Origin of the sequence: Methanobrevibacter smithii ATCC 35061 (assembly GCF_000016525.1) — an archaeon.
Taxonomy (GTDB): Archaea; Methanobacteriota; Methanobacteria; order Methanobacteriales; family Methanobacteriaceae; genus Methanocatella; species Methanocatella smithii.
In genome coordinates, this window is the sequence record NC_009515.1 from 1,816,599 (window position 1) to 1,842,331 (window position 25,733).

32 protein-coding genes are annotated in these 25,733 nt (G+C 28.6%); 25 read left to right on the forward strand and 7 right to left on the reverse strand.

Going from position 1 to position 25,733, the window contains the following annotated elements:
* The 10 genes from brxL to MSM_RS08815 all read left to right on the forward strand — a co-directional run bounded on the left by brxL (position 1) and on the right by MSM_RS08815 (position 10,563).
* A complete protein-coding gene (gene brxL / locus MSM_RS08770; protein WP_011954752.1) occupies positions 1 to 2,049 on the forward strand; it encodes a protease Lon-related BREX system protein BrxL in 2,049 nt (682 codons plus the stop codon).
* Between the two features lie 340 nt (positions 2,050 to 2,389).
* Complete coding sequence (locus MSM_RS08775) at positions 2,390 to 3,319, forward strand: phosphoribosyltransferase family protein (RefSeq protein ID WP_187146476.1); 930 nt, start codon at positions 2,390 to 2,392, stop codon at positions 3,317 to 3,319.
* 10 nt (positions 3,320 to 3,329) lie between these two features.
* The gene (locus MSM_RS08780) at positions 3,330 to 4,268 is read left to right on the forward strand and encodes a DNA-processing protein DprA (protein WP_011954754.1); all 939 of its coding nucleotides are present in this window, start codon (positions 3,330 to 3,332) and stop codon (positions 4,266 to 4,268) included.
* Positions 4,269 to 4,664: 396 nt separating this feature from the next.
* Complete coding sequence (locus tag MSM_RS08785; RefSeq protein ID WP_048058652.1) at positions 4,665 to 5,285, forward strand: hypothetical protein; 621 nt, start codon at positions 4,665 to 4,667, stop codon at positions 5,283 to 5,285.
* Positions 5,286 to 5,449: 164 nt separating this feature from the next.
* The gene (locus tag MSM_RS08790; RefSeq protein WP_011954756.1) at positions 5,450 to 5,695 is read left to right on the forward strand and encodes a hypothetical protein; all 246 of its coding nucleotides are present in this window, start codon (positions 5,450 to 5,452) and stop codon (positions 5,693 to 5,695) included.
* A 12-nt stretch (positions 5,696 to 5,707) separates the two neighbouring features.
* A complete protein-coding gene (locus MSM_RS08795) occupies positions 5,708 to 5,959 on the forward strand; it encodes a zinc-ribbon domain-containing protein (protein WP_011954757.1) in 252 nt (83 codons plus the stop codon).
* 8 nt (positions 5,960 to 5,967) lie between these two features.
* The gene (locus MSM_RS08800; RefSeq protein WP_011954758.1) at positions 5,968 to 6,432 is read left to right on the forward strand and encodes a hypothetical protein; all 465 of its coding nucleotides are present in this window, start codon (positions 5,968 to 5,970) and stop codon (positions 6,430 to 6,432) included.
* Positions 6,433 to 6,586: 154 nt separating this feature from the next.
* Positions 6,587 to 9,148 (forward strand): hypothetical protein, encoded by a 2,562-nt coding sequence (locus MSM_RS08805; protein WP_011954759.1) that lies wholly within the window; start codon positions 6,587 to 6,589, stop codon positions 9,146 to 9,148.
* 2 nt (positions 9,149 to 9,150) lie between these two features.
* Positions 9,151 to 10,320 (forward strand): hypothetical protein, encoded by a 1,170-nt coding sequence (locus MSM_RS08810; protein WP_011954760.1) that lies wholly within the window; start codon positions 9,151 to 9,153, stop codon positions 10,318 to 10,320.
* Positions 10,321 to 10,323: 3 nt separating this feature from the next.
* Entirely contained in the window at positions 10,324 to 10,563 is a 240-nt protein-coding gene (locus MSM_RS08815; RefSeq protein ID WP_011954761.1) for a DNA-directed RNA polymerase subunit M RpoM, read from the forward strand.
* Between the two features lie 60 nt (positions 10,564 to 10,623).
* On the opposite strand, the gene MSM_RS08820 is transcribed toward MSM_RS08815, so the two are convergent.
* Together MSM_RS08820 and MSM_RS08825 are read right to left on the reverse strand one after the other, a co-directional pair.
* The gene (locus MSM_RS08820) at positions 10,624 to 10,836 is read right to left on the reverse strand and encodes a hypothetical protein (protein WP_011954762.1); all 213 of its coding nucleotides are present in this window, start codon (positions 10,834 to 10,836) and stop codon (positions 10,624 to 10,626) included.
* A gap of 99 nt (positions 10,837 to 10,935) precedes the next feature.
* Positions 10,936 to 11,805 carry an RpnC/YadD family protein gene (locus MSM_RS08825; protein WP_011954763.1) on the reverse strand — a complete coding sequence of 290 codons (870 nt, stop codon included), beginning with the start codon at positions 11,803 to 11,805 and terminating at the stop codon, positions 10,936 to 10,938.
* A gap of 172 nt (positions 11,806 to 11,977) precedes the next feature.
* On the opposite strand from MSM_RS08825, the gene MSM_RS08830 reads away from it, so the two are divergent.
* The 5 genes from MSM_RS08830 (at position 11,978) to MSM_RS08845 (ending at position 14,225) form a co-directional block, all read left to right on the forward strand.
* On the forward strand, positions 11,978 to 12,766 hold the full coding sequence (locus MSM_RS08830; RefSeq protein WP_369815295.1) for a tetratricopeptide repeat protein: 789 nt from the start codon (positions 11,978 to 11,980) through the stop codon (positions 12,764 to 12,766).
* Positions 12,767 to 12,846: 80 nt separating this feature from the next.
* On the forward strand, positions 12,847 to 12,954 hold the full coding sequence (locus MSM_RS09105) for a zinc ribbon domain-containing protein (RefSeq protein WP_011954765.1): 108 nt from the start codon (positions 12,847 to 12,849) through the stop codon (positions 12,952 to 12,954).
* Positions 12,955 to 13,061: 107 nt separating this feature from the next.
* Positions 13,062 to 13,514, forward strand: a complete 453-nt coding sequence (locus MSM_RS08835) for a zinc-ribbon domain-containing protein (protein WP_011954766.1) — start codon at positions 13,062 to 13,064, stop codon at positions 13,512 to 13,514.
* A gap of 49 nt (positions 13,515 to 13,563) precedes the next feature.
* Complete coding sequence (locus MSM_RS08840) at positions 13,564 to 13,896, forward strand: zinc-ribbon domain-containing protein (RefSeq protein ID WP_011954767.1); 333 nt, start codon at positions 13,564 to 13,566, stop codon at positions 13,894 to 13,896.
* A 14-nt stretch (positions 13,897 to 13,910) separates the two neighbouring features.
* On the forward strand, positions 13,911 to 14,225 hold the full coding sequence (locus tag MSM_RS08845) for a DUF2085 domain-containing protein (RefSeq protein WP_048058653.1): 315 nt from the start codon (positions 13,911 to 13,913) through the stop codon (positions 14,223 to 14,225).
* Here MSM_RS08845 and MSM_RS08850 read toward each other — a convergent pair.
* Complete coding sequence (locus tag MSM_RS08850; protein WP_011954769.1) at positions 14,202 to 16,034, reverse strand: UvrD-helicase domain-containing protein; 1,833 nt, start codon at positions 16,032 to 16,034, stop codon at positions 14,202 to 14,204. The two genes, MSM_RS08845 and MSM_RS08850, sit on opposite strands and share 24 nt — an antisense overlap.
* Before the next feature lie 118 nt (positions 16,035 to 16,152).
* Between MSM_RS08850 and MSM_RS08855 the strand changes: the two genes are divergently transcribed.
* The 4 genes from MSM_RS08855 (at position 16,153) to MSM_RS08870 (ending at position 19,606) form a co-directional block, all read left to right on the forward strand.
* Positions 16,153 to 16,950 (forward strand): zinc ribbon domain-containing protein, encoded by a 798-nt coding sequence (locus MSM_RS08855; RefSeq protein ID WP_011954770.1) that lies wholly within the window; start codon positions 16,153 to 16,155, stop codon positions 16,948 to 16,950.
* Between the two features lie 7 nt (positions 16,951 to 16,957).
* Positions 16,958 to 17,335 (forward strand): zinc-ribbon domain-containing protein, encoded by a 378-nt coding sequence (locus MSM_RS08860; protein WP_004033747.1) that lies wholly within the window; start codon positions 16,958 to 16,960, stop codon positions 17,333 to 17,335.
* 322 nt (positions 17,336 to 17,657) lie between these two features.
* The gene (locus tag MSM_RS09365) at positions 17,658 to 18,575 is read left to right on the forward strand and encodes a hypothetical protein (protein ID WP_011954772.1); all 918 of its coding nucleotides are present in this window, start codon (positions 17,658 to 17,660) and stop codon (positions 18,573 to 18,575) included.
* 41 nt (positions 18,576 to 18,616) lie between these two features.
* A complete protein-coding gene (locus tag MSM_RS08870; protein WP_011954773.1) occupies positions 18,617 to 19,606 on the forward strand; it encodes a tetratricopeptide repeat protein in 990 nt (329 codons plus the stop codon).
* Here the strand turns inward: MSM_RS08870 and MSM_RS08875 are convergent.
* A complete protein-coding gene (locus MSM_RS08875; RefSeq protein WP_011954774.1) occupies positions 19,601 to 19,870 on the reverse strand; it encodes a winged helix-turn-helix domain-containing protein in 270 nt (89 codons plus the stop codon). The two genes, MSM_RS08870 and MSM_RS08875, sit on opposite strands and share 6 nt — an antisense overlap.
* A 197-nt stretch (positions 19,871 to 20,067) precedes the next feature.
* On the opposite strand from MSM_RS08875, the gene MSM_RS08880 reads away from it, so the two are divergent.
* The 5 genes from MSM_RS08880 to MSM_RS08900 all read left to right on the forward strand — a co-directional run bounded on the left by MSM_RS08880 (position 20,068) and on the right by MSM_RS08900 (position 23,499).
* Positions 20,068 to 20,613: a hypothetical protein gene (locus tag MSM_RS08880; protein ID WP_004033765.1), complete on the forward strand. Its 546-nt coding sequence runs from the start codon at positions 20,068 to 20,070 to the stop codon at positions 20,611 to 20,613.
* Between the two features lie 12 nt (positions 20,614 to 20,625).
* Positions 20,626 to 21,558: a zinc-ribbon domain-containing protein gene (locus tag MSM_RS08885; protein WP_011954775.1), complete on the forward strand. Its 933-nt coding sequence runs from the start codon at positions 20,626 to 20,628 to the stop codon at positions 21,556 to 21,558.
* Between the two features lie 14 nt (positions 21,559 to 21,572).
* Complete coding sequence (locus MSM_RS08890; protein WP_011954776.1) at positions 21,573 to 22,127, forward strand: zinc ribbon domain-containing protein; 555 nt, start codon at positions 21,573 to 21,575, stop codon at positions 22,125 to 22,127.
* Positions 22,128 to 22,155: 28 nt separating this feature from the next.
* Positions 22,156 to 22,632 (forward strand): zinc ribbon domain-containing protein, encoded by a 477-nt coding sequence (locus MSM_RS08895; RefSeq protein ID WP_011954777.1) that lies wholly within the window; start codon positions 22,156 to 22,158, stop codon positions 22,630 to 22,632.
* Positions 22,633 to 23,049: 417 nt separating this feature from the next.
* Positions 23,050 to 23,499 (forward strand): hypothetical protein, encoded by a 450-nt coding sequence (locus MSM_RS08900; protein ID WP_143741032.1) that lies wholly within the window; start codon positions 23,050 to 23,052, stop codon positions 23,497 to 23,499.
* A gap of 3 nt (positions 23,500 to 23,502) precedes the next feature.
* Here MSM_RS08900 and MSM_RS08905 read toward each other — a convergent pair whose 3' ends face one another.
* From MSM_RS08905 to MSM_RS08910, 3 genes are read right to left on the reverse strand one after another with little or no spacing between them, the layout of a single operon-like run.
* Positions 23,503 to 23,826 carry a hypothetical protein gene (locus tag MSM_RS08905; RefSeq protein ID WP_233144484.1) on the reverse strand — a complete coding sequence of 108 codons (324 nt, stop codon included), beginning with the start codon at positions 23,824 to 23,826 and terminating at the stop codon, positions 23,503 to 23,505.
* A gap of 22 nt (positions 23,827 to 23,848) precedes the next feature.
* Entirely contained in the window at positions 23,849 to 24,070 is a 222-nt protein-coding gene (locus tag MSM_RS09000) for a hypothetical protein (RefSeq protein ID WP_011954780.1), read from the reverse strand.
* The gene (locus tag MSM_RS08910) at positions 24,070 to 24,972 is read right to left on the reverse strand and encodes an RpnC/YadD family protein (RefSeq protein ID WP_011954781.1); all 903 of its coding nucleotides are present in this window, start codon (positions 24,970 to 24,972) and stop codon (positions 24,070 to 24,072) included. The genes MSM_RS09000 and MSM_RS08910 overlap by 1 nt, the downstream gene beginning before the upstream one ends.
* A 239-nt stretch (positions 24,973 to 25,211) precedes the next feature.
* Here MSM_RS08910 and MSM_RS08915 point away from each other — a divergent pair, with 239 nt between their 5' ends.
* The gene (locus tag MSM_RS08915) at positions 25,212 to 25,733 is read left to right on the forward strand and encodes a tetratricopeptide repeat protein (protein WP_011954782.1); all 522 of its coding nucleotides are present in this window, start codon (positions 25,212 to 25,214) and stop codon (positions 25,731 to 25,733) included.

The window sequence follows — 25,733 nt, forward strand, 5'->3', positions numbered from 1 at the left end:
ATGACTGAAGAATATGATTTACAAGATGATTTGAATACAAAGTTAAAACATTACTTTGAGGGTAAAATTGTAAGAAAAGATTTGACAAAAAGAGTTAAAGAAGGTGCTAATGTACCGGTTTATGTTTTAGAATATTTATTGGGTAAATATTGTTCTCAGGATGATGCATTAGTTGAACAAGGGGTGCAAACTGTTAAAAATATTCTTGCAAATAATTATGTAAGACCTGATGAGGCACAAAAGATTTTATCTAAATTAAAGGAATTAGGTTCTTATTCAATCATTGATGTTGTAACTGTGAAATTAGATTATAAAACAGATACATATTATGCGTCATTTTCTAATTTAGGTCTTAATGATATTCCAATTAATCCAGAGTTCCCACAAAGATATGAAAGACTTTTGGGAGGAAATCTTTGGTGCATGGTAAATTTAGAATACGATTTTGATGAAGCGGATTTTAGATCACAAACTATTAAAATTAGGAATTTACAACCAATACAATTACCGAATATTGATTTAGCGGACATATTATCAAATAGAAAAAATTTCACTAAAGAAGAATGGATTGATATTCTTTTAAGGTCTTGTGGTATGGAACCAACACAATTTGATAAGCGGGTTAAATGGTTATTAATAGCTAGATTAATTCCTTTAGTTGAAAATAACTTTAACTTATGTGAATTGGGTCCTAGAGGAACTGGTAAATCACATATTTATAAAGAAATCTCACCAAATTCCATATTAGTTTCTGGAGGTCAGACAACTGTAGCAAACTTGTTTTATAATATGCGTGATAAACAAATAGGTCTTGTTGGAATGTGGGACTGTGTTGCTTTTGACGAAGTGGCAGGAATTAAATTCAAAGACCAAGATGGAATAGCTATTATGAAAGATTTTATGGCATCAGGTTCGTTTTCACGTGGTAAAGAAGAAAAGAATGCAAATGCATCTATGGTGTTTGTTGGAAATATTAATCAGAGTGTTGAATCATTATTAAAGACTTCTAGTTTATTTGATCCATTTCCTTCAGAGATGGGTACTGATACAGCTTTCTTTGATAGGATGCATTGTTATATTCCAGGTTGGGAAATACCTAAATATAGGCCTGAGTTTTTTACAGATGATTTTGGATTTATTACAGATTATTTGTCTGAATTTTTCCGTGAAATGAGAAAACGTTCATTTACTGATGCATATCAAGAATATTTCAGATTAGGTCGTGATTTAAACCAAAGAGATACAATTGCTGTAAATCGTATGGTATCTGGACTTGTTAAATTAGTATATCCTGATGGTAACTTTGATAAAGAAGATATTCGTGAAATATTAACATTTGCACTTGAATCTAGAAGAAGAGTAAAAGAACAACTTAAAAAAATTGGTGGAATGGAATTTTATGATGTAAACTTCTCATATATTGATTTAGAAGAAAATAGAGATTGTCCAGTAGGTGTTGAAGAACAAGCCAGCAGCACTTTGATTCCAGAAGGTGACTTAAAACCAGGACATTTGTATTCTGTTGGACCATCTGAAAATGGAAAACTTGGTGTTTATAAATTTGAAACTGAAATGATGAAAGGCAATGGTAAATTTACACCAAATGGAATAGGTTCTAAAAAAGATGTAAATGAAGCAGTTAAAATAGCTTATCAATATTTCAAGTCAAATGCAGGTTCAATTAGTGGACAGATTTCATACAAGGATAAAGATTATGTAATGCAGGTTAAAGATTTACATGGAGTTGGCATGACAAGATATTTAACTTTAGCTACTTTTATAGCATTATGTAGTGTTGCAACAAATCGTAAAGTTTTACCTTCACTAGCTATATTGGGTAACTTCTCTTTAGGTGGGACTGTTGATAAAATACAAAATTTAGCAGATACATTACAAGTTTGTTTAGATAATGGTGCTAAAAAATTATTAATTCCAATGAGTTCTTATGTAGATATTGGATTAGTGCCTTCAGATTTGCTTGTTAAATTTACATTGATTCCATATAATACGCCTGAAGAAGCTGTAATGAAGGCATTTGGAATTGAATAAGTGTATTATGATTTAAAATCAGATATTTTTGCAATTATTATCAAATCATTTATAAAAATATTTATAATATCATAAACACAATTTATTATTATCATCTGTGTTTATTGTTATTTACAATAAAATTGTGTAATTTATTATTCATGGAAAAACAAAAACAAAGTTATAATTCTGTTGAATATTTAAAAAAATTAGATGATTAACGATTCTGCCAGGTAAAAAAATGTCAAACATCAATCTTTATTCAAAAATATGTGAATATCATATAACTAATAATGGAAAGTTTACTCAGAAATTTAATGATGAATTATCTAAGCATAACTTAAAAAAGCACGAAGGATGGTTGATTATTAAAGAATTATTATATGAAGTTTCAATAAATGAATTAATTAATGAAAATGATATTTTCAATAGAAAAAAAGAGTTAATTAATTTATTAGAAAATATTTATAAATGTGAAAACGGATTATATGATTGGCAAAATGAGTGTTTATTTAAGTTTCAAGAAGATTTTACAAGTATTTTTAATAATAAAAGTTTTTCAGAAGAAAATAAAATCATTTCTAATTATATTAATAAAATTTTTTTAAAAATTTTTATTTCAAATAATAACCAAGAAATTTATTATTTACATAACTATTTGCCTAAAAACTGTTATAATAAGTTGCCCCCTATCTGGCTGGAAGATGATTTAATAATTGATTATAAAGAACTTTCTGATAAAGTATTAATTTATAAAAATGATACAAATCCAGAAGTTAATAATATTTTTACAAATGAATTAATGGAAGCTATTGTTATATTATCAGATAGTGTGTTTAAAAATCTTGATAAAATTGTCTTGATTTCTGTGCCTTCTTCTAAAGTTAATGTTACTCCACAAACTAAAAAATCAGTTGAAATGATTGAAAATGATTTTAAGAAAGGCCTATTTGAGTTTTCTTCTAAAAAACTTCTTGATTTAAAGTATAATAATATCCTTAAGAGAACTAAAAATATAGTTTCACAAAAGGATTGTGGCGCTTATTATAGAAATGTTAAAAATAGGCATTTAAAAACAATATCTTGTAGCTATGATCTTCCTAATTCTACAGGTTTTATTATATTAGATGATATAGTTACTAGTGGAACTACTATGGACTCATGTAAAGAAATTTTAATTAATCACGGAGCAAAGGAGAAAAATATAATATGTCTTGCAATTGCAAAAACAATTGATTGTAGACATTTAAAATATCATAATGGAAAAGTTGTTTTATGTGAAGATATTTAAGAGGGATAACATGATTAAATATAAAGAATTACTCTTTTTAAATAAAATAAATCGAGTTGGGAAAGTAACAATATATACAAAGTACTGGGATATGTTAATTAATTCTAAGGACATGGATGATTTATTTAATAAGCTTCATAAGAGTAATAAAATTAGTGAAGATAAATTAATTAAAGCAAAAAATGAAGCTGAAAAGATATATGATTCTGTAGTAAATGATTCTGAAATAAATGTTATTACAGTTTTTGATAAAGAATATCCTAAAAAATTATTTGACATGGAAAATCAAAAACCTCTTTATCTATATGTAAAAGGCAGTATGGATGCTTTGTCTAAATCTAATATTGCAATTATTGGAACAAGAAAACCATCAAATAATACTGAAATTTTTGAAAAAAAATTAGTTAAAAGAATTTTAGATGTTTCTAAAAGGGTGGTTGTTAGTGGTTTGGCATTAGGTTGTGATAAAATAGCTCATGAAACTACAGTTAATGAAAATAAAATCACAATTGCTTTTTTACCATGTGGATTAAATGTTATAAGTCCCAGTAGTAATAAAAAATTAGCAAAATCAATTATTGAACAGGGTGGATGTTTAGTTTCCGAGTATGAACCTGATAAAAAGGTATTTAAAAGAAGCTATGTTGAAAGAGATAAGATTGTAGCTGCATTTTCAGATATAGTTTTTGTTCTACAGTGTGGGGAAAAAAGCGGAACAATGCATACTGTTAATGCTACTATCGATTTTAAAAAAGTAAATCATAGAGATTTATATGTTTATCTTCCAGAAGACATGTCTGATGGAGATTATAGTGGAAATATTTCTATATTAAAAAGTAATAATGGAACAAAAGTGTCTGATATTGATGAATTTTGCGAAGAAATTGTTATTTTAGAAAAAGACAATAATTTAAATAAAAATGCTGATTATCAAAGTAAATTAATTTAAATGTTTGATTAATTCAAGTTTGAAAGTTATATTATTATTCCTCCACCTAATTATGAATATTTTTTTAGGTTTATTAATATAATAAACAAAAAAGGAATTTGAATTTAAAAAAATCTTTAAAATTTTATAATCCTAATAAAAATAATTATATACTATTTTAAACATATCATAATACATGGCTGAAGAAAGTTAGTAAAAGCAGTTATACTACTAACTGAAGATAAACCTAAAAAAGGCTCTTAAAATTGGTAATAAAGTTTTAGCTAAAAATCCGATGGTCTTACAAATCTTAACAAGACTGACTGAACCTTCTTAACAGCACACTAAACTATTATACAGATAAAAAAGAGCTAATATATATTAAAAATGATATTTAAAGTAGTTGGCAGGTTTTTTATGGAAAAAAGAAGAAACACCATTCATGGATATGATGAAAAAGACAACACAGAAAATAATGAAAATTTATTAAAACTTAAAAATTTAAAAGAAAGCTGTCAAAGTAATGTTTTAAAAGATTTTATGGATGATTATTTAATAAGTGGTTTCAAAAATGAATTTATTGATGTGGACATGATTATTAAAGAAATAGATAATCATTCTAAAAATCAAGATTTAATAAAAATTATATATATTGTTCATTTAATCTTTGAACAAATGAATGTAAATTCTAATGAGTTTCCAATTGATGAATTATGTGATTATAAATATGAAAGTGTCAATGGTGAATTATTTATTAAATTTTTAACTCGTGAATCTGAAAATCAGTTTTCTAAAATGTATGAAATTGTTTTATTTAATAATCATAAAGATAAAAAAATTGGAGAAAAAATAATCAAATCTTTTGAAAATAAAGGTTCCATAATGGTTATGAATATACTTAGTTTATTAAATATGCAAATAATTGGAAAAAAACAACAAAAAGAAAATAAAGAGGAGAAATTTGATACTGTAGGTGCGTTATATTCTTCTGATGCATTTATGGATTCTTATGACTGGACAAAACGTGATTGGGGTTAAAATAGTTTTTATTATTAAAAGTTTCTAAATAGGACAAATATTTCTAAAAACAATTTAATATAAAAAAAATCTGTTATACTATTAATAAAAACAATTATGTGCTATTTTACACGCATTATTTTATATGTCGAAAAAAAGAAGAAATTATTTAAAAAGGTCATAAAATGAACAGAGATCAGAGAGATAGAATAGAAGGTAACTGCTGCTGGGCATGCGGCGCATATTTAAATGACGGCAGAGACAGATACTGTCCTGTTTGCGGATGTCCCAATGACAATTACATGCCTCCGTTAAGGAATGTCAAACCTCCCAAATCCAAAGAACAGGAAGATAAGGAATGGAACAGATGCTGTATGCTGATGTTTGTTGTTTTTCTGATTTTATGTATTTTAGGTAAAGCTATGCAATAAGGAGTTTTTAAAATGAATTCAATTCAAAAAGCGTTTATGTCAAACTGTTGTGAAAGGTGTGGAAGAACTTTGGATTTCAGCAAGGATAAGTATTGTCCTTACTGCGGTCATCCCAATTTTAATTATCATCCTGCCACGGGGGTTTCACACAGCTCTTCTAAAACAACAAAACGCAAAAAACAGGATAATACTTCTACCTGCTGTATTCTGATTGCAGTTTTTTTCATAATTGCATATATCTACAGCTTTTTTGTTTCTGGTTAGGTGATACTATGAAAAGAGAAATTGATTTTGAAATACTTGCCGAAAAGATAAATGATTCAGACTTGTATGAATTTGTCGCATTCAGTAATGATGTTCCTGTAAGAGCAATTAACAGGGATTTGGATTCCATTAAAGAGGCCCTAAACAGTCATGATAAAATATTTTTAGAAATCGGATTTTACGGATATGATGATGAGTATTGTGATGAACCTTATTTCATGTTTGATGCAAATGAATCCATAGATGATTTAAAAGATGATTACTATGACAAATATAAATTCATGGTTGGAGGATATGGAATTTATCTTGACAAGGATTTGAATGTGGAATACGGGTATTATACAACAGAAGCTCCTGCATGCGGTCATGGTGCAGGATATACTGAATTTTATGATTTTAAAGATGCCAGAGATGATGATATTATTAAAGAAAAAATATATTCCCTTTTGGACAGCAGCGGTATCTGGAAGTAATATTTTTAAGCTTTAGAGAATTTCCTAATTAACCGTCCCATTTTTTTAACTAACTTTTTGTATACATTATAGCAACATTTATATATCAACTCCAACAGAATAATATTTACTTGTGTTTATCTTGATTAAAAGATATACAAACTAGGTGAAAATTATGAAGAATTTTGAATTTTTAAAAGATTTTGACAGTGACATGTATGCTCTTCTTAGTGAATTTGAAAGGGAAGCCGTAAAAAATCCAAAAATAACAGAATCATATGTTACTCCTTTTTTGGAAAAGGTGGTAAATGATATACTCCAAAGAAACAATAATGCAATTGATGATCCATATGTTGGATTTTCTAAAAGAGTCGATAAATTATATGAATTAAAAATTATTGACTATAAGTTTAAATGTATGTTGCTTGAAGCATATCAGATGAGAAATGCAATCACCCACAAGTCAATTGAAGATTTTCTGAAATCCGACAATAAAATACCCTTCCAGCTCCACAGAAGCCTTTTTGACATTGCATGGAAATACTTCCAGCTGTGCAATGAAAATTACTATTATCCCGGAAAACCTGAATACACACCGATTTACAATCTTAACTCAAAAACAATAAAATCCACACCAAAACCATCAGATAACAGAAATTTCAGCCGCTGCATAATATGCGGCAGAGCTAATGATTCCAAAAACTCCAATTTTTGCATAAGCTGCAACAATGAACTTGAATATCAAAATGAAATCATCAATCTGAAAAACAATTTAAACATCAGTCATTTTACTAAAGAGGAAGTTAACCAGATCCATTCCAGCATGTATACCAGTCAGCTGCTTATTGAACTTACAACAAAAAAGCTTCTTAAAAAAACAAACAGATACTACAGTCTAAATGAATCAGAATATGAAAAGCTTATTGAATTTACATATGAGTGCTATGATATGGAAAAGACTTTAACTGAATTTTTAAATGGCAAATACACATCAAAACAGATTAAACAGTCAAAATATTATAAATGCGGTCAAAAAGGCATCCGCCCCTTTGTGGAGTTTTATAAAATTGTTGAAAATCAGATATTCAAGGATTTTCTAAACCAGATTTCAATGAAAATCCCTATTGGTGAAATTCTTGAAAATACACAGATAAATAAATCCCAGATAAACAACTGGTATGACAAAAACAAAGACAGTTTCATAAAAGGAGAGCACAACTCAGAATTCATAACATATAATAAGCTTCTGATGGAGCAGTACTTAACCTTAAAAAGAAAACAGTATTTAAATGATGATATTAAAGCTGAACTGCAGATAAATGATGAAATTATCAGTTTCTGGATGGATTCATTTGATATGGAATCAGCACTCTTTAAAAATAGTCTTAATGAAATCAGAATGAACATCTTTTTAAACAACCTGAAGGAAGGCAAATCAAAAGAAGAAGCACTTGAAATAGCTGAAATCACCGATTTTGAAGAACTGCTTAAAGATAAGGATTTTGAAAACGAATATAAAACAGAATACTATGAAAATCGTGTAGACAAGCTTATAAAATCTCTAAAAACAATGAGTTTTGATAAAGCTCTTAAAAGATCAGGCATATCTGAAGACGACTATAACAGATGGTATGCCACAGGCAAAAAGCAGTGCCTGCTTAAAAAGGATGAGGATGAATTCTGTCTGAACTTTTACATCAATGTAACCCGTGTACTGATGAACAGGTATCTGAAGCTGAGAAGTGAAGGCAAAACAAAAACTGAAGCCTGCAAAAAAATAAACACTGACTTAAATGAAGTTAAAAGATGGTGCAACTGGAATGAAAGCGGCTTATTTATAGATTTCAAAGAAAACAACAAGAAAATTACCGCTAAATTAATAATTGATGCAATTAAAGATGGGAAATCCAAAGACAAAATAGCTGAAAGCTCAGATATAACAGTCAATGAATTAAATAAAATCATTGATTTAGGATCACAAAACGATAGAATCTACAGAGAAGTATATGAAGAATATGAATCAGTTTATCTTTCAAAACACCTGGAAGTCTTTTTAAAGGAAATTAAAAATAAAAACTTGAAAAAAGCACTTAAAACTTCAGGAATTGAAAAATCAGAACTGGACAGTGCATATAATTCAGGCAAAAACGGAGATGAACGCTTCACTAAATTTTACAATGACTACCTGAATTTTAAAATAAGCTGTTATATCACACAGATTATCAGGGGAAAAACTGTCAGTAAAGCTTTAAAAAATTCTAACTTAACAGATGAAGAACTTAAAGACAATTTAAAAGAAATTGAAAGCAGAATCCTTGATAAACAGATGAACAGTGTTATTGGTGAAATTGCAAAAAACAGAACTACAAGACAGGCAGCTAAAAAAGCCAGAATCAGAATTGATGAAATTTACAGATGGTATCTTGAAGGCAAAAAAGGCAATGAGAAATTTAAAGACTTTGCAGACATCTATCATGAACTTTATGTTGAAGTGGGATGTGAAATTTTCCAGAATTTCTTAAACAAGGGAAAAACCCCAAAACAGATTCTTAAAATCATGAATGAAGACATAACCAGAGAAGATTATGAGTTCTGGATTAAAAACAATCTGATAAGTGATAAAAATGTTGAAGCTAAACTCTACACAGAAGATGAAATTAAAGAAAAAATCGAAAATGAAGGATTCAGACAAAAAGATGAGAAATCTCTTTCAGGTTTAAGTATAATAGGTTGTTAGTTATGGTTATAAAAGAATTGAACAATGCAAAAAAAGCATATCAGAGAAAAGACTTTAAAGCAGCTGATGAAATTTACTCTAAAATCTATGATAATCATCAGAAAGATTTCAGCAGATGGGATAAAAAATTTTATGCATTAACATTATACAGATGTTATGTTCAAAATCCAGTTAATCAGAATAAACTTTTAGATGCAGGCAAACTGATTACCAAATTAGTTAAACAGTCAAATCACTCCAAAAAAGATGCAATGTGTCCGTATACATTAGCAGTGCTTAAAATAATGAAAACCCTTGAAGATCCTGAAGCTGTTTTGGAATGGTCATCTAAACTTAATCCTGAATTATTAAATGGAGATATTTCAGGAAATTATTCATCTAAAAAAGAAACATGGTATAAATTAACAACAAAAGCACTGCTGGATACCTGCCAGTATGATGAATGCATAAGCCTGTCAACTGAAGCACTGCTTAATTTAAGCGAATTTACACATGATAATGAGGTCTGGTTTAAATGGAGAATAGCTAAATCATTTAATCAGTTAGGTGAATATGACCAGTCTGTAGACTATCTGAATGACATTAAACAGTTTAAAAATGACTGGTTTATAGATAATCTGATGGCTGAAAATTATTTCTTTAAAAATGATTGGGACAATGCCTTAAAGTATGCCTCATCTGCAGCACTTGCCAAAGGCGACACTGATAAAAAAGTCAATTTATATTCACTGATTGAAGATATTCTAAATATAAAAAATAAACAGAAGGAAGCAGATATTCATGCATACCTGGTTTATACAATCAGAAAGGGACATAACTGGAATATTGATGAAAATCTGGAATATAAAATTGAAAAGGCAGGTTTTGATTTGGACAATGAGGATTATTTTACTATTGAAAAGCATCTGCATCATCTGTGGGAAGAATATCTCTATAAAAATCAGGAATTAAAAAAAGGAGTTATTGTTTCAGTACTGCCCAATAAAAAAGCGGGCTTTATCAGATGCGATGAATATCCTGACAATCTGTATTTCAGCATGAATGAGTTTAAACATAACATCACATTAGCAAAAACAGGCCAGAATGTCACTTTTTATGAAGCTGACGGCTTTGATAAAAAGAAAAATAAGCAAGTTAAAAATGCTGTAAATATTTATCTGAATGGGGGCTGAATTATGGAATTTTGTCCAAAATGCGGTTCGGTGTTATTTCCAGACGAAAATAATGCATTAAACTGTTCCTGCGGTTATTTTACTTATTTGGATAATGACCGTGAATATAATATTAAAGAAAAAATATCTGAAAAGTCAGCCAATATAGCAGTTGATGGAAATGAATATGAAAGTATTGATTTATTATATCCGAAAGATGTTCATTTAAAATCTTATGACTGGAGACACAAAGACTGGGGTTAAAAAGGTTTGGTTTTATATTGTTATAAAATGGGTTTATTAAAATAGAGGTTTTGTTTTCCTCTATTTTAGTTTTTCTATTGTTTTGCAGTCTAGTTTTGTTATTTTGGCAATTTCTTTAACTGGATAGTTTTCTTTTTGCATGTTTTTTGCTATTTTTAGTTTTTCTTCTTCTTTTCCCTCTAGTTTCCCTTCTATTTTTCCTTCTATTTTTCCTTGTTCTAACCATTCTTTTTCATGTGATGTTACATAGTCGTGAAGTATTGTTATTTCCATTTTTATCACACATTTTACTTGATTTTTCAAAATCTGGTGTTAAAAAGTGTATTGATACATTATATTGTAAATTTATTAAAATAGAGGTTTTGTTTTCCTCTATTTTAGTTTTTCTATTGTTTTGCAGTCAAGTTTTGTTATTTTGGCAATTTCTTTAACTGGATAGTTTTCTTTGTGCATGTTTTTTGCTATTTTTAGTTTTTCTTCTTCTTTTCCCTCTAGTTTCCCTTCTATTTTTCCTTGTTCTAACCATTCTTTTTCATGTGATGTTACATAGTCGTGAAGTATTGTTATTTCCATTTTTATCACATCTATTACTTTATTTTTCAAATCCTGATTTTCAATGAATTTATCTGCAAGTACTATCAGTATGCCAAGTACAGAATCTTTTAATTCATCATCAATATCAGTTATTTTTCTAGCAAGTTCCAGAGTTTTTACTACTTGCACTCCGGCTTCGTGTTTGGTTTTCATTAACGGCAATATCCCTAATGCAAGAAACTCATTGCAGGTTAGTTTTATGTTATTTTTAACTTTATAAGTTATATTACTTAATAATTTGTCTCCGTCATAGTCTTTAAATGATATTGCTTCAGGTCTAAAAAACTGCCCAGGGGAGTATTCAAGAACTACCTGATTTTTATCGATTTCAGGAGTCACTACAAGATTTATTTTTACCTTTAACTGATAATCATATCCGATTCTGGCTACATATAGAAAGATTCTTCTTAAAATGTTTGCAATATTGGATTTAGTAGATAAAAATTCATAAAGAATTATTTTATCCTTTTTCTTTATGCCGTAATCTATTCTGAGAACTTTTGGTTTCAGGTTTATTAGCTCAACATTTATTTCATCACAAAACTCTGCACCTGTAATTTTTGCAATATACTTTGTGGTGTTTTCTTTTAGAAATTTCAGTGTTAAATCCTCATGATGGTATCCGTGATATATCTTATTTTTTTTCATACTAATCCATTGGTCTTTAATATTTATATAACCATCAGTTTTTTATTAAAACAATAATTAAAGCATAAATAAATAGTTTTAAATGAAATAAATACTTCATAATCATGAAAACTTTTTTATAAAAATGTATTAATTACTTTATTTAAATTAATAATCAGCTAAAATATGTGAGGTGTTTGGATTGGGCACTGAATATATTGAAAAAGGAATTTCATTTGTCAATCAGAAGAAATATGATAATGCACTTGAATGTTTTAATAAACATCTGGAAGCTGATTCAAAAAACAGCATTGTTTTAGGTCTTAAAGCACTGGCTTTAATGGATTTGAACAGGTTAGATGAAGCTTTGATATATATCTCCAAGTCATTGGACATTGATTCATCAAATTATGAATCCTGGGCAACTAAAGGGGAAATCTTTAGAAGGTTAAATAAAAATAGGGAAGCTCTGCACTGCTTTGATTTGTCTTTGCAGATTAATCCGAAACAGTCAAAAACATGGACAAAAAGAGGTTTTTTATTAATTAACAGATACGGTCAGTTTATAGAAGCAATTAACTCATTTGATAAAGGACTGGAATTAAATCCCAAAGATAAAAATGCAATATATTTTAAGGCAGAAGCTTATTTTGCACTTAAAAATTATAAAAAAGCTTTAGGAGCATGTGATGATTATCTGAAAATCACTTCAGCCAATGTTTTTGATTCAAACGTTTACTCACTTAAAACAAAGATTTTAATGATTTTAAACAACTTTGAAGAGGCATTAGCTGTTATTGATGAAGGTTTGAAAATCAGTCCCGATGATGATTCCATTTATGCAACAAAAGCTATGATTTTACTGAGGGCACATAAATATGACGAAGGCATAGAATGTGTCAATAAAGCTTTGGAGTTAAATTCGAGTAATGTCATTGCATTAAAATTGAGAAATAATGTTTTAAAAGGTAATTTAAGATGAAATGTTAAAATAATCTGTAACTAACGAGAAAAATTCTTAATAGCTAAAAAAAACATATTTACTATTGCAGGTGTATTTAAATGTCTGAAGATCATAATAAAAAAGAACACAAACACTGTCCTTTTTGCGGACACCATGTAGATGAAGATGATATGATTTGCCCTCACTGCGGATTATTCATCCCATAATTATTTTTTCTAAAATCAATTAAACAACTTTATTATTATCTTTATATAAATTAATCATTAATTAACAATATTTACCTGTTTTTGTAAAATTTAGGTGAGGTTAGCTAATGGTTCAATGTCGTGAATGTAATAGTGAAGTTTCAGATAAGGCAAAGTTCTGCCCCAAATGCAGAACTCCCTTAAAAAGTAATGAAGATGTTCCAAAAAGTCCTAAAATAGTCAGTGATAAGAAAGGTGGTTTCAATCCTATTTTGATTATTGGTATAATAGCTATTGTAGCTATTGCTGCATTAGGTGCAGGTCTGCTTTTAGGTGGTGGAAGTGATGATTCACCTGCTGCTGTAAATAATACTGCTGAGAGTGATGATGTTGCTGAAGATGTAAATCCTGCTCCTGCAAGTGCCAATGTTACTTATGTCTGTTCTCAAAAGTCTGACAAGTTTCATTTGCCTGAGTGTGAATGGGCTCAAAAGATAAATCCTAAAAACAAGATTACTTATAATTCCAGAGATGCTGCTGTAGCAGATGGAAGGATTCCATGTCAGGTTTGTAATCCTTAAAGTTTATTACCTAAGATAAACATAATTTAAATACAATGAGGTTTTTAAAATGAATTGTCCTAACTGTGGAGCTGAAGTATTATCAGATAATGAAAAATTTTGCAGAAAATGCGGTTTTAAATTGGTTGATTCAGAAGTTAAAAAAGCTACTGTAATTTCAGAAGATATTCCAAAAACACGGTGCCGCAGCTGCAATAATATGATAGACAACAATTTAAGAATTTGTCCCTACTGCGGATCAAATCCAAATTCATCTTCAACATATGCATCATCAGCATCCAAAACAAACAGCAGCAGCTCAAGTGACAGTGACTGCTGGGGATGCTGTGGTTTAATTGTAGTTATTGTAATTATATTGTATATTATAGGATTGATATTTTGATTTATGACCACATAATGAATATCTGCAAATATTTATGCCATCAGAAACCTGAAAGGTCATTTTTCTACAAAGAAAAGCAGTTTCCAGTTTGCAGCAGATGTACAGGAATTGTTATAGGTGCGGCTGCAGGGTTTGTTTTAGCTAGTTTAACCCAACCTAATTTAATTTTTGTTTTAGGATTTATTCCATTAATTATTGACGGAACTACACAGTATTACGGTTTAAGAACAAGCAATAACACTTTAAGATTTGTTACAGGTTTGTTATGTGGCTTTTCAATACCTTTCGTTGTTTTTAAAACAGAATCAGTTATACTCAATTATTTCTAAATTTTCCAAGCTGTCATCTATCAGCTCTTCAATGAATTCTGAAGGGTTATTTTTATCACTTATTAAGTAAACATTATTTTTAGAGCGGGTTAAACCTACATAGAATAATCTGCGTTCTTCTGAATATTTGTAATCATAATTTTTGGTATTTACATAATTCAAAACACTGTGGGTTTTTAATTTTGATGGAAAACCTAAATAGTCATCAACCATATTGATTATAATCACATTATCTGCTTCCAGACCTTTAGATGAATGCAGGGTTCTGTAGTAAACATTATTCATTGATTTGTCTGTTTTGTCTAAAATTCGTAAGAATTTGTCTTTTTTCAGATTGCCTTTTTTAACCAGATTTCTGTGTTTTATAAACTGGTTGATGTTGTTGTTTGTTCTGCCTAAGATTAATACATCTTCGGATTTTTTAGAGAGATCTTTTATAAGATTATAAATCATTTCTCTTTTTTCTATAGGATTTTTTTGAGGATAGATTATTTTAACAGGTTTTTTCAGATTTTTAGGAGACTTAAGAGATTTCCTAATTTGTTTAGGGTTTTTCATAATGAAGCTACCTGCTATGTCAATCAGCTCCTGAGGGTTCCTGTATGTTTTTTCAATGAATATTCTTTGAGGATTTTCAAAATACTCTTCAAAATGTGAGAAAAATTCAATGTTTGTTCCTCTAAATCCGTATATTGACTGCCAGTCATCACCTACAACTGTCAGATGTGCATCTGTTTTATCCTGCAGGCTTTTAATCAGATTATAATTGGTATATGTGGTATCCTGATATTCATCAACCAGTATGTATCTGTAATGTTTTTTCAGCCCGTATTTTTTAATCAGCTTGCTTGATTCATTTATCATGTCATTAAAATCAATCTGCTGGTGCATATCCAAGTATTTCTGATAGTAACTGTAGAAATCTTCAGCGATTTTTAGGAAGATGTCATGGTCCTTGTCATCGTTACTGCTTCTGAAATAGCTGAAATAATCTTTTGTAAAATTGTTGCCCTTAAATAAATTTATAAAATCTGCAAGCAGGGGTTTAAATGCCACTTTTGTAAATGCTTCTTTCAATTCATTCAATAACTCTTTTCTGTCATTTCTTCTAATGATGTAGCTTTCAATGTTTAAAAAATATGAATCGCAAAATTCAAGAATATCTTTTAATGTATCAGTATTTGCATTGGCCAGATAATCATTTATTATAGCCAATATTTCATTGTTTTCAATAACTGACACTTTATGGTGCTGCTTAATGACTGATCTTCCCAGACTGTGAAATGTCCTTATCTCAACATTTTCCGGAAGCTTTCCTTTTAAATCCCTGACAGAAGTATTTGAAAATGACAGACACAAAATATCTTCAGGTCTGACATGCTTTTTAGCTATCAGATATTTTATTTTTGCAATTAAAGTAAATGTTTTTCCTGTTCCTGCTCCTGCAATGATTTGAACATTTTTGGAATCTAAAACACAGGCTATTTTTTGCTGTGTGTCTAAAGGTTTGCTGTTTACTGTTTTAAAAAACTTATCATTAGCCAGCAGCTCCTGTCTAGTTTTATCATCCAAATCATCAATACTTTTGTAGTCTTTTTTCAAGTACTTGCCGTTTTTGCTGGCTATTTTTTCAGGTTCTGTTTTAATATCTTTAGTGAATGTTTCAATAACTGGCTTTTTATTTGTTTTTTTCTTTTCTGGCCGTGGTGTTTTTTTAACTTCCTTAGTTTCAGCAGTTTTTATACAGCCGCACATCGGGCATTTGCTGCCATTTAGTATCATTGATCCGCATTCACTACAAAAATCCATAATATATATTTTTTATTAACATTTAAAAATAGCTTTCCTAAGAGTGTCTGAAAAGTATTTCTGTTTTATACATATTTTAAATACTAGTTTAATTAAAAATTATAAATGAGGTGTTTTATTGAATCAAGATGAATATATAGGAAATATTGTTAAAAATGGAGTTATAGCATTAATTATAGGATTTATTATAACTGGCATTTTATATTCTGTAATGTATTCAATAAACGGAATTGAAATGTATGCCGGTTTTATAATTTTAGGAGCACTCTACGGGTTCCTGTTTATAAAATTAGACATTTTTAAAAATGAACTGGATTTAATCATAACAAATGCTGTTTTTGCATTCTTTGGTTCATATGTAAGCATACATTTAATATTTACAAGTGCATTGAAAATAGCTATGAATTCTTCACTGCTGACTTATCAGTTTATAGGAATCTGTATTATTGCAGCTGTTGTTGTTAACTACATCCGTGACACTTATCTGGAAATTAATCCTTTAGGGTCAATTAACCTGAATTTGGGAAAATTGCCTACAGTTATCTGTCCTGAATGCGGTGTTGAAGTCAATGCCGAAAATATATTCTGTTCTGAATGCGGCCATAAGTTCAGTTTTATACATTGTCCTGAATGCGGTGCAAAATTAGATGAGGAAGGTGCATTCTGTCAGGAATGCGGTTATAAATTAGAAGATGACTCTAAAAAAGAAGAAGTTAAAGAAGATAACTCTAAAAATGACATTTCCCTAAAAAAAGAAGTTAAAGAAGATAACTCTAAAAAAGACATTTCCCTAAAAAAAGAAGTTAAAGAAGATAACTCTAAAAAAGAAGATAACCTTAAAAGCTGTTCCAATTGCGGAACTAAAGTAAGCGAAGATTCCAAATTCTGTCCCGAATGCGGAAATAAAATCAGATGAATAAACTATGAAATATTGTCCAAAATGCGGCAGCGAAATAAAAAACAATATGAAGTTTTGCCAAAAGTGCGGAGCCAAACTTCCTGCTGACCACATAAATTTAAACAATGAATACTGCAAGCATTGCGGTTCAGCAATTCCCAAGGGAGCCACCAGATGCCCAAAATGCGACAGATATTTAGATGAAGCTGCAAATGACAGCCATAGTGTTGCTACTGTAATAGGATATATCTTTTCTTTTTTAGTTCCTTTAGCAGCTGTTGTTGCAGGCATTTACTTATTAACTCAGAAAAATGAAAACGTCCATAAACACGGAGCATGCATTATCATCATAGCTGTTGGAGTCATGTGCATCACATATTTATACTATATTAAATTTTTATAAAATTATTACTATTTTTTAACTTTTTTTAAATCATTATATACACAAGTTTATATACTATATTTTATAAATTAATAATTATCAGGAAAAAAAACTATTTTTAAATCAAAAGAAACATGAATTTTTTATAAATTTGTAAATAAAAAACTTGATATTATAAAAGGAATGTTTAATAAAATGAAAAAATTCAATAATAAAAGCAGGTACTTTACTGATGAATTAAATAAACTTGGAGAATGGATGAAATGGTTTTTATTGACCGTTATAACTTTAATTATCATCTCTCAAGTTTCTCACATGTTTTTAACATATGGTGGATAAAATAATGTCTAAAAAAATAATTTATGATGAGTCTCTTGATTCTGAAATACAATTTAAGAAATTTGTAGCTACACAGGCACCTGAAAATCATGAAATATCTGATGAAGATGTGGAACATATGGAAATGGCTAACCTTATTGATTTGGAAATACAAGATCATGAAAATTTTATGAATCAAGTGAGGGATAGCTATTGTGAATATGATTCCTATGATGATTATCTAATAGAAGAACAATATATGGATAAAATTGAAGAACCTTTTGATTTAGAACAGGAATATGATAAATGGGATGATTATTCAGATTGTATTGATTCTGATTTAGAATATAAAGAGTATCAACAAGAACAGTTCAGAAAAGAAGATTCTATTGAAGGTCCTATGAGCTGTTTTGAACATGGCTATTATATGGATGAATCCAGCAATTCCAATCATGAAGAGCCTCCATTTATAGAGGAATATGACTTTGATGAACTAAAAATGGAATTGGAGTATGAAAAAAACAGCTATTTGGTTGAAAATGAAGTAACTCCTGAAGATATAATGTCTGAAAGAATTGAAGAACATAAAAAAGAAGAAAAAGAATATATGGATATGTTAACTTTCCAGCAGGAAGATTTTAATCCATTTGAATATTATCCTGATCCTGATGCTGGATGTAATGATATTTCAATTGATGCCCAATATTTTGAGTATAAACAGGCAGAACTTAAAAAGGAAAACTCTATTGAAGGTCCAATGAGCTGTTTTGAACATGGCTATTATATGGATGGACCTAGTGATTCTGATTATGAAGATCTTTCGTTTATGGAAGAATATGACTTTGAAGATAATTTAACTTTTGAAATGAAAGAAGAAATTTATGGGCCTGATTTTGAATCAGAGTTACAAGAAGACAAAGAAAAAGAATTCAAAAAAAACTAGCTGAATATAATGCAAAAAATCCAATTAAAAAATGATAAAACATGTCTTATGATAATATAATAGCTGAAATCAAATCCAATTTAACCGGAAATAAAGATAATGACAAAGATTATATAATTAATCAGTTTAAGGTTTTCAACTCAAAGGAAATCCATTTGGAACTTGGCAGATTGCTTTGGGAGTTGATGAGTGATGAAGAACAAAAAGAGTATAAAAAAGCTGTTATTCAGGATATACCTGTTGACGAATTCATAAAATCAGTTTACAGTTATCTGAATTATGGGGATTTTGAAACAGCCCTAAAAGAGCTTGAAGATTACATGGAAATTATACCATTTAAATTTAGGGAAAATCCTCAATTTGATTATTTTTACTTTAATAATCCTTTGGAAGAGGAGTTATTCAGAAAATATTTTAAAACACCAAAAGAGCTGAAAGTAATTCCGTTTGGTGAGGAATATCCGAGAGTCTTTTACCTGTATGGTGTTGTGCTTATGAATTTATCTGAATTTGACAAGGCTGAAAGTGCACTTAAAAAAGCTCTATCCTATAATCCTGTTTCTGGTGAGATTTTATCTACATTATCTGCATTATATGACGGAAATTATGATTTGAATAATTTGAAGAAAACAGCAGTTGAAATTTTAAAGTTCAGCTATGATCCAAGAGAAATAGCTAAAGCGTATAGGGATTTGGGATACTGCTACTATGAAAATAAGAAGTGTAACATATCAAAGGCATTATATGAACAAAGTTTAAACTATGAAAATCATCCGAGGGCACAAATAGAACTGCAATTAATAAACAGCTATCTGCATATTGATGAAACAGACATTAAAAAAGTTTTAAATGATGAAAATATTCCGGCAAATATTAATGATGATATTTTGGAAATATCAATGTTTTTAGCTTTGGATTTTGAAAAGAAAAATCTTTTAAATCAGTCCTTGTATTTTTATGGTGTTTTATATAACTTAACTCATGATGAAGAAGTTTTAACTAAAATTAATGATTTAAAACATAGATTATAATTTTTTTATTTGGTTTAAAACTTCCAATCCAAGTTTAGTTATTTCATATATTCTTCCTTTTTTGTCTTCTTCATTAATACATTCAACTAATCTTTTGTTTTTTAAGTCTGAAAGTGCATTAGATACTTGTGTAGTTCCTAAATCTGTTTTTAGTGCAATTTCAGAAGGCAACATATACTTATTTTCAAGACATTTTAATATTTTTTGACGTGTTTTTGATATTTTTATAAATCCAATAGCTGAATAAAGTTCTTTTTTGTTCATATGTATTATTTAATTAATAATGAGGTTATAACTTTATATATATTATTGGAAATATATAATAAGCTTATTATTAGCTTAAAATAAATATTTAACTATTATGTTTTTAATAAAATATTAATTAATATCCATTTTTAATAACAACATTAATATATTACATATTAATAAAATATAATTAATTAAATTATAAGGTATTTCAAATGTTAGTTCGTAATTTAGATTATTTATCAATTCCAAAAGAATTTAAGAAAGTTGAAACTAATATCTATGATAATAAATCAATAGCATTAGTTTTTGTTGAAAATAAGGGTTATTCATTAGTTTTAAAAGATGATGAACATATTGATTCTGTATTTTTATTAAAAACTAGTTTAACTCCAAATAATATTAATGAAAATAATGATAAAGAAGATTTTATAAATGTTATCAAAATGCTGTTAGAAAAAGTTTATAGTGAGTACACAATAAAAGAATATGAAAAACAACATCAAGAACATGTATTTTTAAGATTAATGGACATGTTAACTGATGGAGATAATATTGAGTTAATTTCTGAAGAAAACTCTAAAATTTATTCTGATATTGAAAAAGGATTTATGAAACTAGAATTGGATATTATGGATACCAAAATCAATTCTCTTAATGAATCTATTGCAGATGTTTCTAATAATTTGCAGCATACGGTTAAGGATATTGAAGAAAAAGATTGGGGTAATAAACTTAAAAAAGCTCTTGATTCACAATAATGAAGTGATATTATGGTTAAATGCAGTAATTGTGGTGCTGAAGTTACAGATTCTGCTTTTTGTTTCCAATGTGGTGAAAAAGTATCTTCACCTCAGACCGATAAAAATATGTGCCCAAAATGTGGCATTGCTAATGATAAAAACACTAATTTTTGTAGAAACTGTGGACACAAAATAGAAAATGGAGCATCAATATCTGAAAAACAAAGAGAATGGAATGCTAGAAGAGATGAAATAATTGAAAGATATGATAAACTTGCAGAAGAATTTGGAATTAAAAATGAAGATTACTTTTTAACAAGTGTTAAAAGATATAATTTCTTAGAACCAGGTACTACTAAACATAAAAAAATTAATGCTGTTTTAGGATATAATCCTGGATTATATTTAGGAAATGAAACCATCATTGATGGATTTTTCTTAATAAAAGAAGATAAATTTGTTTTTATGGAAATTGATAATAGGGATTTTAAAAAAGTTAATGCAGGAATAAATAATTTTTATTTTGATAAAATTGTCTCAATGAGAGTAACTAAAAGTCTTGGTGATGAAAGTAAGTACGAAGATATTACTAAAAGAGCTTGGACTTCTCCACATGATATTAAAAGATCTATTCAAAATGATATTCAAAGTTTAAAAGCAATACGATTTAAAGACTTAATTATAAACAATGACAGTGCAGATATGTTTGATAGATTATTAATTAAATTAGTCGATAATACTTCTTATGAAATTAGACTTCCTAGTTATGATTTTGGTCAAAAATTAGTTGATTTATTTGAAAGTTTAAAAGGCCAACCACAAAAAGTCATTATTGAAAATCAAAATTCTCAACCAAATAAAGCTCAACTTTTAAGTGAATATCAAGAATTATTAAATAGTGGTGCAATTACTCAGGAAGAGTTTAAAAAGCTTAAAAATGAACTAATATTTTCAAATAAGTAAAAAAGGGATGTCAAATGGTTAAATGTCAAGTTTGTGGTGAAGAAATTGGAAATGCAATTTTTTGTGAAAATTGCGGATCTAAAATTCCTTCTCAAAAAAAGAATAAAAAAGAAAAGGTTATAAATAATAATAATGAAAAGCAGGAAAAGAAATTTTGTGCTAACTGTGGAAGTGAAATGGCCAGTGAAGATAAATTTTGTTCTAATTGCGGAACTCATGAATTAAAGGCAAATAATCAGGTAGGCAATAATCTTGTTGCTACTTTTAATCCTGGAACTGCATTTTTAATATCTATATACACTACCGGTGCGGGACATATTTATTTAGGATTATTTAAAAGAGGCATATCCTTTTTAATATCTCAAATAGTGCTTGTAGTATTAGTAGCTATATTTACACTACTATTGGGATATCTATGGTATATGTTAGCTGTGATTGTATTATTATTAGGTATTTTAGCATGTTTAACTTTGCATATATATTCAATTTATGATTCATATAAATCAATTAAAAAAATAACTAATGGTGAAAGTGTTGAAGATATAATGTTTTTCAATAATTTCATGTAAATTTTTACTTTAAACCTTGAGGTAAACAATGGTAAAATGTCCAAAGTGTGGAAATGAAGTTAGTGGAGATGATTTTTGTTCTGAATGCGGACTTAAACTTAATCATACTTCAAAAGAAAATAAACATTACTGTCCAGAGTGCGGTTTTGAAACTAGTATAAAAGATAAATTTTGCCAAAAATGCGGTGCAAAAATAAATGGTAAATCTGATAATGATGATTTGTTAAGTTTTAATAAAACTAATCTTTATCCCATTATTTTAGGATTTATCTTCCTTTTAATTGCAATACTTTTCGCAAGTAGGCTTGTATTAGTTCTTTGTTTATTTGCAGCGGGGTTTCTTTTTGAATTTAAATCAGACAATGCATTTCTTAATAGTATTTTAGTTGCTGTAATTCCAGGTATTTTATTTATTATCACAATGCAAAATATATATTATTTATTGATGTGTTTTATACCTCCGATAGCTGGCTGTTTTATAGCTGCCACATATAGAAGAAGGTAAATACACTTAAATATTTTCAAATACTAAAATCATTTTAAGGAGAAAATATGTTTAAGTTAATTGTTGAAAGTTTACAATAACAAGAACAAACATATTATTTAATAGTAGACATAAAGCTATTGTTAGATATACATATAAAGAAAAAGAAATAAATGTGCAAGATTTGGGAAGGATAATATGATAGACGATAGTCGAGAAAGAGAACTGAAAAGATTAATATTCCTTGAAAAATTAAGGGAAGTGCAAATAAAATTTGAATTTGCATTATCTTCTGGCAATGTAGAGTACAAACAATATACTACTTATTTTAATCAAATTATCGATATTGTAAATAACCATAGTATTGATTACTATAAACTTGACTATTCAAAAATTAAAGCACATAACAAATCAAACAAGAGTATAACTTGGGAATACGTGCAATCTACAGATAATGCTTATGACAAATATACTTTTGCCAAGAAAGTGCACGAACGTTGCCTTGTTGCATTAGATAATATTTCTGACATTAACCTGTTACTTGATTTAGATTACTATCTTGGCCTCATAACTAATGTTAAAAACTTTTATTTTACTTTTGATAAAGAAGAAGCCATTCAGAGATCTTTTAATCATAGATATAAACGTTTCAATACTATTTTTCGTGACGAAGTCAAAGCTCTTGCAATGGATTATATGAAATTCTATGACATAAATAGATTTTCAAAAGAATCATTTTATGGTGATGAAAATATTAGAATCAATCAGGAACAAGGTCTGGAATTTGTAGAAATTGGCAAATTGATTTGCGATAACAAATTAAAAGAAGCTCGTGATAAAGTTATTGAAGTGGGCGTACACGTTAAAGGTGTTCCTTGGCCAGAGTAAATATTAAAATTTGTTGATGTTTCTGTTATGAATCCACTCACGGTGTTTTCCAATAGCTACTCTGATTATAATTTCTATTAAATCGATTTCATCTTCCTTTTTGAAATAATAATAAGCCGGCCCTTCCAACATTTGTCTTAAATCATAAAACGGTCTTGGCTTGACTGCATCTGGATGCATCAGTCCGTAATTCTTGAGTAGCTTGACGTTTTCTGTTTCGTATTTCTCCAGTTTGGATTTCTGGACTTTAGTAGCTACTGTCTTTTCTTTTTTATCAAACAGTTTAGCTATTTGAGAGCTATCAATTAATATACTGGATTCTATCAATAGCAAGGTTATTTCTTTACCTTTAACTGTTAATGTATTTGAATCTGGCTATAACAACACGATTGTTGGCTAATGGTTGACCTGAAGCAAATGTGGTAAACAAATCAGTTGGAGAATTTCCTTCAAGGCTTGGAACAAATCTAGCTCTAAGAAAATGGCCTCCATCTGTTGAGTCATTATTTGTGCTTAAACCTGAGTAGTTCATGAAAAATTGTGAGTATGTATCATTATTTGCATCAAACATTAACACTTCATTACCAGTTGATAAAGTGCTTGTGAATGTTGTTCCTGTATCATAGACGTCCAGCAATAGCTTTGTGGTTTGTGAAATCTGGCCAATAAGGACCTTGCTATTTTCCATTTTTCATTATTGGCTCCTTCAGCATACCCCTTTTTAATTCCTTTTTCATATCCTTCATCGTATCTTTCCTGTCCGTATTCTTCCATTAATCTCATATTATCCCTCAGTATATTTCTTAATCTTTTTCTTCTTGATGTTTCTTTTATGAATTTATCTACAATTAGAAATTCAATTCCAAAAGCAAAATTCTTAGCACTCTTTGCAGAATTTCGTATTTTATCTAGTGTTTGCACGGTTTTTTCTATTTGTTCATCAAGGGTTTTTCTTGAACTCATAAACGGAGCCAGTGACAGATATATTAATTCCCGCCGGGTTATTTTTGTATTGTTTTTTATTTTATTTTCAATATTATTTATAATTTCATCACCGTCAAAATCTTTTAAAGATATTATCGGAATTGTAAATACACAGTCTTTATTCAATTTATATTGTTTAATTTTTGTTTTTTCAGCTGTGCTGAATACTATTAAAAGTATTGGCTTGTTGTTTTGCTTTGCATAATCAACAATTGCTGTATATAATCTGTATCTTTTTTCATCGAATTTTTTTACTACTGTTGATTGAAATTCAGTTATTACTATTATATTGTTCAGTTCCATTATCATATCTGATTTGTAAACTGCAGGATCAAGTTCTATTAATTCTGTTGGATTGAATGTTAAATTTTCAGATTTAAAGTCATATTTTCTTATATCCCAGTTTATTTCTTCAATCAAATTTATAAAACTGAATCCATCTTCTTTTGTAGCATACTTAAATAATTTGTCTTCTTCATGATTCGACATATTATCACTTCAGTTAATTTTCATAGCTATTGTTAGAAACTGTATGGTATTTAAATGCTTTGTTGTAAAAAAGAACAAATTTTAATCCTTAAATCAATATTTAAAAGCAAAATAAATATGTTAAGATAAATATTGATTATACATTGTTAAATTGTTTTTTACTTGTTAAATTGTCTTTAAATCTTACAATAAGCTTTTATATTTCTTATTACCAAGATTAAAGTAGAGGTGTTTTAGATATGAACTCTTATCTGAATATTAGAATTAATGGTAAAAATTTGGAAAAGAAAGAAGATATTGAAAATGCAATTTTGAAATTTGATGAAGATCTGAAGGAAAATCCTGATGATGAAGCTACAATTGTAGGAAAATCCGTATTATTATACAAGATAGGCAAACTGAATGAATCCCTTGAGTGCTTAAATCAAATCAAAAACATTAGAAATGCTTCCATTATAGAGCTGAAAGCCGTTATTTTAATGGGAATGTCAAACTATAAGTGGGCTCTTGATTTGTTAAATGAAGTTTTAAAGTTAGACTGCGGAAATGTCAGTGCCCTTTACTATAAAACAGAATGCCTTTTTAAGTTAAAACGATTTAAGGAAGTTGTAGATACTGCAGATGTGGCTTTGAAAATTGATAAAAACCACCAGTCCATTTTAATAAATAAATTCTGTTCATTGGTAGAACTTAACAACACAAAAGAAGCTTTGAAAGTTAAAGAAAAGCTTTTAAGATTAGGTTTGAATTGCAATATCTGA

Bases quoted from the DNA above. Each gene is read 5' to 3' on its own strand.
- MSM_RS08875 (WP_011954774.1), bottom strand. From the start codon at position 19,870: ATGAACAAAAAAGAACTTTATTCAGCTATTGGATTTATAAAAATATCA.
- MSM_RS08795 (WP_011954757.1), top strand. From the start codon at position 5,708: ATGAATTCAATTCAAAAAGCGTTTATGTCAAACTGTTGTGAAAGGTGT.
- MSM_RS08885 (WP_011954775.1), top strand. From the start codon at position 20,626: ATGGTTAAATGCAGTAATTGTGGTGCTGAAGTTACAGATTCTGCTTTT.
- MSM_RS08805 (WP_011954759.1), top strand. From the start codon at position 6,587: ATGAAGAATTTTGAATTTTTAAAAGATTTTGACAGTGACATGTATGCT.
- MSM_RS08870 (WP_011954773.1), top strand. From the start codon at position 18,617: ATGTCTTATGATAATATAATAGCTGAAATCAAATCCAATTTAACCGGA.
- MSM_RS08785 (WP_048058652.1), top strand. From the start codon at position 4,665: ATGGAAAAAAGAAGAAACACCATTCATGGATATGATGAAAAAGACAAC.
- MSM_RS08820 (WP_011954762.1), bottom strand. From the start codon at position 10,836: ATGGAAATAACAATACTTCACGACTATGTAACATCACATGAAAAAGAA.
- MSM_RS08825 (WP_011954763.1), bottom strand. From the start codon at position 11,805: ATGAAAAAAAATAAGATATATCACGGATACCATCATGAGGATTTAACA.
- MSM_RS08780 (WP_011954754.1), top strand. From the start codon at position 3,330: ATGATTAAATATAAAGAATTACTCTTTTTAAATAAAATAAATCGAGTT.
- MSM_RS08800 (WP_011954758.1), top strand. From the start codon at position 5,968: ATGAAAAGAGAAATTGATTTTGAAATACTTGCCGAAAAGATAAATGAT.
- MSM_RS08880 (WP_004033765.1), top strand. From the start codon at position 20,068: ATGTTAGTTCGTAATTTAGATTATTTATCAATTCCAAAAGAATTTAAG.
- MSM_RS08815 (WP_011954761.1), top strand. From the start codon at position 10,324: ATGGAATTTTGTCCAAAATGCGGTTCGGTGTTATTTCCAGACGAAAAT.
- MSM_RS09365 (WP_011954772.1), top strand. From the start codon at position 17,658: ATGTCTAAAAAAATAATTTATGATGAGTCTCTTGATTCTGAAATACAA.
- MSM_RS08840 (WP_011954767.1), top strand. From the start codon at position 13,564: ATGAATTGTCCTAACTGTGGAGCTGAAGTATTATCAGATAATGAAAAA.
- MSM_RS09000 (WP_011954780.1), bottom strand. From the start codon at position 24,070: ATGTTTGATGCAAATAATGATACATACTCACAATTTTTCATGAACTAC.
- MSM_RS08850 (WP_011954769.1), bottom strand. From the start codon at position 16,034: ATGGATTTTTGTAGTGAATGCGGATCAATGATACTAAATGGCAGCAAA.
- MSM_RS08890 (WP_011954776.1), top strand. From the start codon at position 21,573: ATGGTTAAATGTCAAGTTTGTGGTGAAGAAATTGGAAATGCAATTTTT.
- MSM_RS08860 (WP_004033747.1), top strand. From the start codon at position 16,958: ATGAAATATTGTCCAAAATGCGGCAGCGAAATAAAAAACAATATGAAG.
- MSM_RS08915 (WP_011954782.1), top strand. From the start codon at position 25,212: ATGAACTCTTATCTGAATATTAGAATTAATGGTAAAAATTTGGAAAAG.
- MSM_RS08810 (WP_011954760.1), top strand. From the start codon at position 9,151: ATGGTTATAAAAGAATTGAACAATGCAAAAAAAGCATATCAGAGAAAA.
- MSM_RS09105 (WP_011954765.1), top strand. From the start codon at position 12,847: ATGTCTGAAGATCATAATAAAAAAGAACACAAACACTGTCCTTTTTGC.
- MSM_RS08895 (WP_011954777.1), top strand. From the start codon at position 22,156: ATGGTAAAATGTCCAAAGTGTGGAAATGAAGTTAGTGGAGATGATTTT.
- MSM_RS08835 (WP_011954766.1), top strand. From the start codon at position 13,062: ATGGTTCAATGTCGTGAATGTAATAGTGAAGTTTCAGATAAGGCAAAG.
- MSM_RS08845 (WP_048058653.1), top strand. From the start codon at position 13,911: ATGAATATCTGCAAATATTTATGCCATCAGAAACCTGAAAGGTCATTT.
- MSM_RS08910 (WP_011954781.1), bottom strand. From the start codon at position 24,972: ATGTCGAATCATGAAGAAGACAAATTATTTAAGTATGCTACAAAAGAA.
- brxL (WP_011954752.1), top strand. From the start codon at position 1: ATGACTGAAGAATATGATTTACAAGATGATTTGAATACAAAGTTAAAA.
- MSM_RS08790 (WP_011954756.1), top strand. From the start codon at position 5,450: ATGAACAGAGATCAGAGAGATAGAATAGAAGGTAACTGCTGCTGGGCA.